Consider the following 8321-nt stretch of genomic DNA (forward strand, 5'->3'; position numbering starts at 1 on the left):
AATAGCCAGGAGTCCCTATGCAGTGGTCGGTTTTACCCTAAACAGAATCGCAAACATCACTGGCACTACAATCAGTGTCAGTACTGTAGCAAAACCAAGACCTGCCATAATCGTTATTGCCATCGATCCAAAGAAGGCATCGAAGACGAGTGGAATCATCCCCAAGATGGTCGTCAGAGCAGCCATACTTACCGGGCGAACACGACTGATCGCACTATCGACAATCGCGAGGTAAGGCTCTTTCCCTGATTCCAACTCAAGGTTAATTTGATCAAGCAACACAATACCGTTTTTCAAAATCATCCCACTTAGGCTCAGCAAACCAAGGAATGCTGTAAAGCTGAACGGCATATTCGTGGTGAGCAAACCAAAGGCAACACCAATGATCGCCAACGGCACGGTGAACCAAATGACCAACGGCTTTTTAATTGAGTTAAACAGCAAAATAGTAATGATGAACATCAACAAGTAACCCATCGGCAACGAACCAAACAGACCTTCTTGCGCATCTTTCGATGATTCATACTCACCACCCCATGTGATTTCGTAACCTTCTGGAATATGCAGTGCCATCACTTTAGGCTGCACACGCGCAAACAAGCTTGCCGCCGTGTCGTAGCTCAACACATCGTGGTCAGCGAGCACAGTTAACGTGCGCTTGCGGTCACGACGCTGAATTAGCGGCTCGCTCCAATCCAATTTAACGCCATCAATCACTTGGTCGACCGGAATATACGTTTGCAGTGATGGGCTCCAAATGGTCACGTTTTGTAGTGATTCAAAGTCCACGCGTTCTTCTTCAGGAAGGCGCGTCATAATTGGCAACGTGTGTGTACCATCACGTAAGTAACCCAACGTGCTACCACCAAACGCCATTTGCAGTGTGCTTGAAAGATCTTCTTTCGAAATGCCCAAGCGACGAGCTTTAGACTCATTGAAAACAGGCACAAGCTCCTTAGTACGCTCTCGCCAATCGTGACGAATGTTTCGGGCACCAGGGTCGGTATGAAGGATGTCTTCAACTTGCACCGCTAAATCACGTAAAACTTGCGGATCGGGACCAGTAATACGCGCTTCGATCTTAGACGCTGGTGAAGGGCCAAATTCCATCAATTTAAATTGAAATGTCGGTGCATCAAACGTCTTCGCAAGGTTAGCGTCTAACTTGTGCAACAAACCGAACATGCTCTCACGATCAGTGGCGCGAACTTGGAACTGGGCGTACGCTTCGTAGCTTTTCTCTGGCTGGTAAGTCAGAGCGAAACGCTGCAAACCCTGCCCAATTGAAGCAGAAACAAAGTCAATATCGTCTTGCTGACGAATGTAGCTTTCCACTTCTTCGGCTTTTTTGATCGTTTCGCGGATGTCCGTACCTTCTGGCATCCACATATCAACGTAAAACATCGGCGTGTTCGATGGTGGGAAGAACTGCTGTTTTACATTACCAAATGCCACGACAGCACCCACTAATAGCGCGACCATGCCAGCAACCGTTAGCCAACGGAATCGCAGTGCGAATTTCAGCGATGCGCCAAATACAACAAACAGCCAACCTTTATAGGGATCTTCTTCGTTAGTATCTTGGCCCTTGTCCTCTTCTTTCAACAATAGATCTGCGAGGAATGGCGTCAGCGTAATAGCGGTAATCCAGCTCAAAAATAGTGAGAAACACAGCACCCAGAATAGAGAGCCCATGAATTCACCCGTTGCATCTTGCGACAAACCGATAGGTGCAAAAGCCGTAATCGCAATGATGGTTGCGCCAAGCAAAGGCCATTGTGTTTGCTTTACAATATCGACGGCCGCTTGAACTTTAGTGCGCCCTTTTTTTAGGCCAACCAAGATGCCTTCCACGACCACAATCGCGTTATCAACCAGCATACCCAGAGCAATAATTAACGCGCCAAGAGAAATACGGTGCAGCTCGATATTGTTGTAGTTCATCAAGATGAAGGTACCGAACACCGTCAATAACAGCACGACGCCAATGATGACACCACTGCGTAAGCCCATCGTAAACAGCAGAACGATGATAACGATCGCCACAGCCTCTGCTAAGCTAATCACAAACGCTTTAACGGACTCATCCACTTCATTGGCTTGGTTGTAAAAGTAGTTCATATCGATGCCAGCAGGCTTGATAGACTCAAGGCTCGCAAGCTCCGCATCCAAACGTTCGCCAACCTCAACCACGTTCACACCTGACGCAAACGAGATACCGATATTAATTGCTTTTTGACCGTTAAAGAGTACGACGTTGCTTGGCTTCTCTTGGATACCACGAGAAATCGTTGCTACGTCTTTTAGACGAATTAGGTTCCCAGTGTCACGACCATGAATGATCAAGTTTTCTAGCGCTTCTACGGTGTTTAAGGTACCACTTGGACGAATGACAAGGCTTTCGCCATTGACCATCACTTCCCCTGCTGAAACCACATTATTTTGTTGGTTCAACAAGCTCGCAACCACATTCATGTCTAAGTTCAGCGCGGCAAGGCGGTCAAGAGAGATCTCAACAAACAGCATTTCTTGCTGATCGCCCGTGATATCCACTTTTCCTACGCCATCAACCAGCTCGATTTCACGAGTCAGGTAATCAGCATAGCGTTTTAGCTCGACATAATCGTAATCGTCACCAGTGAGCATCAGCATCACGCCATAAACGTCACCGAAATCATCAATGATCTGCAAAGATTGTACGCCCTGAGGCAAAGTTGGTCGCAAGTCATTAATTTTACGGCGCATTTCATCCCAAATTTGCGGCAGTTCATCAGGACCATAGTCCATTTCCATACTGACCGTGATTTGAGACATACCATCAGAAGACGTAGAGGTAATTTTGTCTATATAAGGCAGTTTTCGAATCTCTTTTTCTAAAGGATACGTCAGCTCTTCTTCAACCTCTTTCGACGTCGCGCCAGGGTATGTTGAAATGATCATGGCATCTTTAATCGTAAATGCCGGGTCTTCTAGTCGCCCAAGCTCCAAAAACGACGTTAGACCACCAACAGCAAGGATAATAATAAACAACCAGCTGATGACTTTATTTTTTATTGAGTACTCAGCAATGTTCATTATTGTTTATTCTCCACAACATCCACATGTTTACCTTCACGTAATTTACGTAGGTTTGAATTAATCAGAACGTCGCCTTGCTTAACTCCTGACGACACAATGGCTCCGTTGCCATTCACTTGGGAAATCATCACAGGCACCCGAGTGACAACGTCACTCTCTCTTTTCCATACAAAGAACTCATTCTCTTCGCTGCCCGCTTGAAGCGCCGTTACTGGAATACTGTAACCATCGATGGAGGTAATCCCCGCTTTCACCATATCGACCAGAACACTGACGCTGGTTCCCGGCAATATCTCTGGTTCTGGCTGTGGCATCGTCAAATACATTTCGTAAGTTTGAGTTTCGGAGTTAGGCTCACTTGTGTGCTCTAAATAGTCCAAAGCAAATGTGTCATTAATGCCGGAGAAGGTTGCTCTAGGCTTGTAGCTCATGTTGTCTGAATTTGGGTCCACCATAGCGAGAACATTGTCGGAAAGCTCAATACGCACGTACACCAAATCGTTTTGATATAGGTTCAACACTGGCTCTCCAACTGCCACACGTTCAAAACGCTCTTTGAAAACGTCAGACACTTTACCGGCGAATGGGGCAAATAAACGGGTGTAGTTCAATTGATTGGTGGCGTTATAGAAATTAGCCTCTGCCAACTCTTTATTAGCCGTTAGCTCATCAAGCTCGGCCTTTGAGATCATCTGACGTGCGTGTAGGTCTTCGCCGCGTTTGAGCTGACGTATCGCCAGTGTATATTGCGCTTCTGCGTCATTTACGGCTTGCTTTTCTTTACTGTCATCCAGCTTTGCGATCATTTGGCCTTGCTTAACAACGTCGCCCGCTTTCACCAACACGTGTTGAATTTCTCCCGCGCGGCGGAATGCCATAGGTGTTTGCTCTGCTGGTACAACTATTCCTTTAAAAGCTCGATATTGGCTTTGTACCGGCGCATCCACAGAAATAGTCGACACAAAAAGCGGCTGCTCGACGACAGCTTGGTTTTCATTTTTGCAACCCGTTAAAACTGCAAGCGCAATTGCAGAGATCGTAAATAGAGAACGTTTCATTAAATGCCTCCCTCACGAACCCAAGCTTTCACGACTTGTCCTTCGACCAGTCGCTCAACGCCAGCAACAACAACGTAATCATTGTTATCAAGCCCTGCTTTCACACCTCCAGAGGCATCAAGAGACACAGTGACTTTATTAACTTGCTGTGTGTTTCTGTCCATTACCCACACTTCGCCTTGCGTCTCTTTTTTGTTTACCCAAGCGGATTGAGGCAACGTCATCGCGTCCGATAGATGTTGTTTAGCTATGTGTACCTGTCCCGTCATACCTGTTAGCAAATTGCGATCTTCTGGTCGAGTTATAGTTACGATCGCCTCATAACTGTTGGTATCGATATTTGGCTGAGTCGAAATTTCTTTAAATTTTCCAGGGATACGTTTTCCTGGCTCGCTATCCATCGTCACCCACATATCGGAGTTTTGCAGTGACTCAAGTGATACGGATTCCGCATAACTGACTGGCAGTGTGAACGACACATCTAAGGTCGTGTTATCGATAAGATTCAGGATCTCTTGCTTCTCTGCGACCACTTGAAACGGGTTGACATAGGTGTATGACACGATGCCATCAAAAGGTGCGTGAATCTTGGTATAACTCAAATCTGTTTTGGCTTGTTCGTAGTTTGCCAATGCCGCTTTATATTGAGTTTCTTTCTGGTCGTACTCATCTGTACTAATCAGCTTTTTTCCATAAAGGTTTTTCGCGCGCTCCCATTGCGTTTTTGCTAACGCGAACTGGGCTTGAGAGGCGTCTAACGCAAGCTGAAGATCTTTAGGGTCTAACGTTGCAAGCACTTCACCTTTTTTTACCTCTTGGCCCATGCGAACAAGTAATTCATCGACCTCACCACCAACCTGAAAAGAAAGCTGTGCGCGATGTGTCGCATCAATACGCGCTAAAAAGGCATGCGAGTCTTCAACTTCTAGATCTTTCACCGCCAGTAATTTTACAGGTTTGATTAAAGGTTCAGACGGCTCGGAAATGGCTTTGTTACACCCAGTTAGCATGCCAGAGAGACTTAATGTCACCACAGCACCAACTAAAGTGCGCTTTAAATATTGTTTTCGCACCCGCTTTCTCCGTAGGTTTTATATATTACACAGTCGTGCAGTATATGCAGAATTTGAAATTGATCAACATATTTTCCAGGTGGAAAGCAAATTAATTAGTCAAAGCGTCCGGTTTCTGGTAAAAGTAAGCGCGTTGATTAATATTCGGGAAAATTCGAACTATGAATGAAAGAAAGCAGGGGCGTAGAAGTGCTGAAGCCGCAGAACAAACTAAGTGTCTGATCCTTAAGGTGGCAGCAGATATGTTTTGTGAACTTGGTTACGAGCGTGTCTCACTGCGCAATATCAGTGAAAAGGCTGGTGTTTCACATAGTTTGATCCGTCACCACTTCGGCAGCAAAGAGAAGATTTGGCAAGCGGTTAGCGACGCGATGGATGAATTCATGCAGTGCTATATGGCTGAATTAATCAATGAGATGCCTGAGAACACACCTTCGAATAGAAAAATTTATCTGTTCATGGTTCGCATGCTGGCATTTGCGCTCGTTAATCCTCACCCAGTACAGATGATCGCTGATGCTATTCGCCAAGGCGATGATGGTGCCCTGCTGCAGTATTTCTTAAAGTCAAAAGATGAGTTTGCTGCGATATTTACCGGAATTTTTGAGCAGTACAACAGTGAAAACCCTAACGCCCAATTTGATCAGTGGGAATCAAAGTGGCAGATGTTGATTTTTGCACATGGTGCAATCAGTCTTACTCCGATGATGCAAGAGACATGGCCTGACATCGCTGATAATCGCGAAAAAATGCTGATCAAACATTGGGAGCTGTTCAATACAATCATGGCGTCTCAGTTTGGGATTGCAAAAGAAGACATGATTCATCCGGAAAAACTTGAAGATATCGTTATCGACATGTGTTGTACAATCGACAAAGCGGTCGGATAAGGCTGCAGAAACTACGATAACTTCCAAGCGTATATAAAACCGATATACATAAAAATGCCGAGCTAGAAAGCTCGGCATTTTTGCTTGTTTCTTGCCTCGCGAATACGCGAAGAATGACAATAATGAGTAACCTAACCGCGGTAGTAACGTTGCGGTACAAACGGCATTTTCTCAACCGTCATTGGTAGCATTTTACCGCGTACTTCAGCGAACAATTCGGTACCAATCGCAGCAAGATCAGCACGCACATAACCCATTGAGACAGGCTTACCTGCATTTGGACCCGCAGTGCCGCTGGTGACAACGCCAATTTTAACGCCATCAGCATCAAACAATTCCGCGCCTTCACGGACTGGTGCTTTAGTTTGGCCAACCAAACCGACACGCTTACGCGCCACATCTTTGGTCTCGATCTGCTTGAGAATAATATCCGCACCTGGGAAACCACCTTCACGTTCACCGCCGATACGACGAACCTTTTGGATGCCCCATAACAAGCTCGCTTCTACAGGCGTAGTTGTTGTGTCTAGGTCATGACCGTATAGGCAAAGACCACACTCGAGACGAAGTGAATCACGAGCACCAAGGCCAATCCATTCAACTTCCTCTTCCGCGTTCAGTTTACGTGCGAGTTCTTCTGCCTTGTCAGCAGGAACCGAGATCTCGTAACCATCTTCGCCAGTGTAGCCACTACGAGAAACAATGCATTCGGCGCCTAAAATATCGACTTTACGAATATCCATGAACAGCATGTCAGAAACTTCTGGTGCAAAACGCGCCAATACAGCCGCCGCTTTAGGGCCTTGGATTGCAAGTAGAGCTCGGTCTTCGATAATTTCTAGCTCAACACCAGATGGCAAATGCGCTTGTAGGTGTGCAATGTCTTGTTCTTTGCATGCCGCGTTCACAACCACAAAAAGATGATCGCCTAGATTAGCTACCATCAAGTCATCCATGATGCCGCCCTCTTCATTAGTGAAGAACGCATAACGCTGTTTACCAGACTCAAGATCCACAATATCTACTGGCACTAATGTTTCTAGGAACGCAGTTGCACCGTCACCAAGTAGGCGAAGTTGTCCCATATGAGAAACATCAAACAGACCTGCCGCATCACGAGTGTGTAAGTGTTCCTTTTTTACGCCTAGAGGATACTGAACAGGCATATCGTAACCCGCGAACGGGACCATTTTGGCACCAACTTCAACGTGAAGTGCGTGTAGTGGTGTTTTCAGTAGTTCTTGAGTCATTTTCGTCTCCATTTAGATAGACCCGAGAATGCTATCGGCATTCGATGTGTTTCCAATAATAAACACGGCTCATTCTATTTTGCACGAACAAGACGTAGATCGACTTGCAAAAGTGTGACTCTTAACATTTTAATCACAACAAATCGTACAAAAAAAGCGCTTTAATGAGTGTGTTCTCATCAAAAAAGCGCCTTTTCATCATAACGACCACCGACAGCAATCGTTTGCTTTCACTATAGGAAATTTACAATTATTTATCACTATTTGGCTGTCACCCACAAAATGTGCGCATCTTCCTCGCTAACACTGGTCAACATATGTCCCATGTTCGCATCGTAGTAGACGCTGTCGCCCTCGCTTAGAACGACAGGTTCGTAGAACTCAGAATAGAACATGACCTCACCAGATAGGATAAGCAGAAATTCTTCGCCATCATGACGAACCCAGTCTTTGTATTCATCAAAACTACGAGCACGAATTTGGCTCTTAAACGGCATCATTTTCTTATTGGAAAGTTGAGTAGCGAGCAGCTCATGTTCATAAGTTTGCGTTGGGTGTGGTTTGCCTTCATTCTTCTTGGTAACATCCCTACGCCCTGTCGCAACCTTTTTTCTAGGTGGCTCAAAGAGTTGCGGCATATCAATTTGTAAGCCAAGCGCCAATTTTTGCATTGCTTGAAATGTCGGAGAAATCTGCTCATTTTCTATTTTACTCAGTGTAGAACGAGCAAGCCCTGTTCGCTGACTGGCTTCTTCTAGTGTAATACCAAGTTTTGAGCGGATATCCTTGATACGCTGACCCAGCTTTAATGGCTCGATATTTTGATCATTTTGCTCTTTCGCTAACGTCATCGATGGGTATTCATCGTAAATACTTTCTGCCATAAATCCCTCTATAGATATCCTTATTTTTGTCCTACTAGCATTGTGCATGAAGCACATAGTGGATAAAAGTCCACCAAGTGAATTAAAC

The 8321-nt window shown here is 45.4% G+C and carries 6 protein-coding genes; 1 reads left to right on the plus strand and 5 read right to left on the minus strand.

Annotation, left to right across the window (positions count from 1 at the left end):
• Positions 1-15: 15 nt before the first annotated feature.
• From CAG69_RS15590 to CAG69_RS15600, 3 genes are read right to left on the minus strand one after another with little or no spacing between them, the layout of a single operon-like run.
• Positions 16-3075: an efflux RND transporter permease subunit gene (locus CAG69_RS15590; protein ID WP_161445017.1), complete on the minus strand. Its 3060-nt coding sequence runs from the start codon at positions 3073-3075 to the stop codon at positions 16-18.
• A complete protein-coding gene (locus CAG69_RS15595; RefSeq protein WP_161445019.1) occupies positions 3075-4136 on the minus strand; it encodes an efflux RND transporter periplasmic adaptor subunit in 1062 nt (353 codons plus the stop codon). Before CAG69_RS15595 ends, CAG69_RS15590 begins: the two co-directional genes overlap by 1 nt.
• The gene (locus tag CAG69_RS15600; protein WP_006742272.1) at positions 4136-5209 is read right to left on the minus strand and encodes an efflux RND transporter periplasmic adaptor subunit; all 1074 of its coding nucleotides are present in this window, start codon (positions 5207-5209) and stop codon (positions 4136-4138) included. Before CAG69_RS15600 ends, CAG69_RS15595 begins: the two co-directional genes overlap by 1 nt.
• 161 nt (positions 5210-5370) lie before the next feature.
• On the opposite strand from CAG69_RS15600, the gene vdeR reads away from it, so the two are divergent.
• Positions 5371-6099, plus strand: coding sequence for an efflux transporter transcriptional repressor VdeR (gene vdeR, locus CAG69_RS15605; RefSeq protein WP_006742273.1), 729 nt, complete (start codon positions 5371-5373; stop codon positions 6097-6099).
• A 131-nt stretch (positions 6100-6230) separates the two neighbouring features.
• On the opposite strand, the gene gcvT is transcribed toward vdeR, so the two are convergent.
• Positions 6231-7349, minus strand: a complete 1119-nt coding sequence (gene gcvT, locus CAG69_RS15610; RefSeq protein ID WP_161445021.1) for a glycine cleavage system aminomethyltransferase GcvT — start codon at positions 7347-7349, stop codon at positions 6231-6233.
• A gap of 260 nt (positions 7350-7609) precedes the next feature.
• Positions 7610-8233, minus strand: coding sequence for a helix-turn-helix domain-containing protein (locus CAG69_RS15615; RefSeq protein ID WP_005395176.1), 624 nt, complete (start codon positions 8231-8233; stop codon positions 7610-7612).
• Positions 8234-8321: the final 88 nt, after the last annotated feature.

It is taken from the genome of Vibrio sp. V43_P6S15P86, assembly GCF_009904725.1.
Classification (GTDB): domain Bacteria; phylum Pseudomonadota; class Gammaproteobacteria; order Enterobacterales; family Vibrionaceae; genus Vibrio; species Vibrio diabolicus.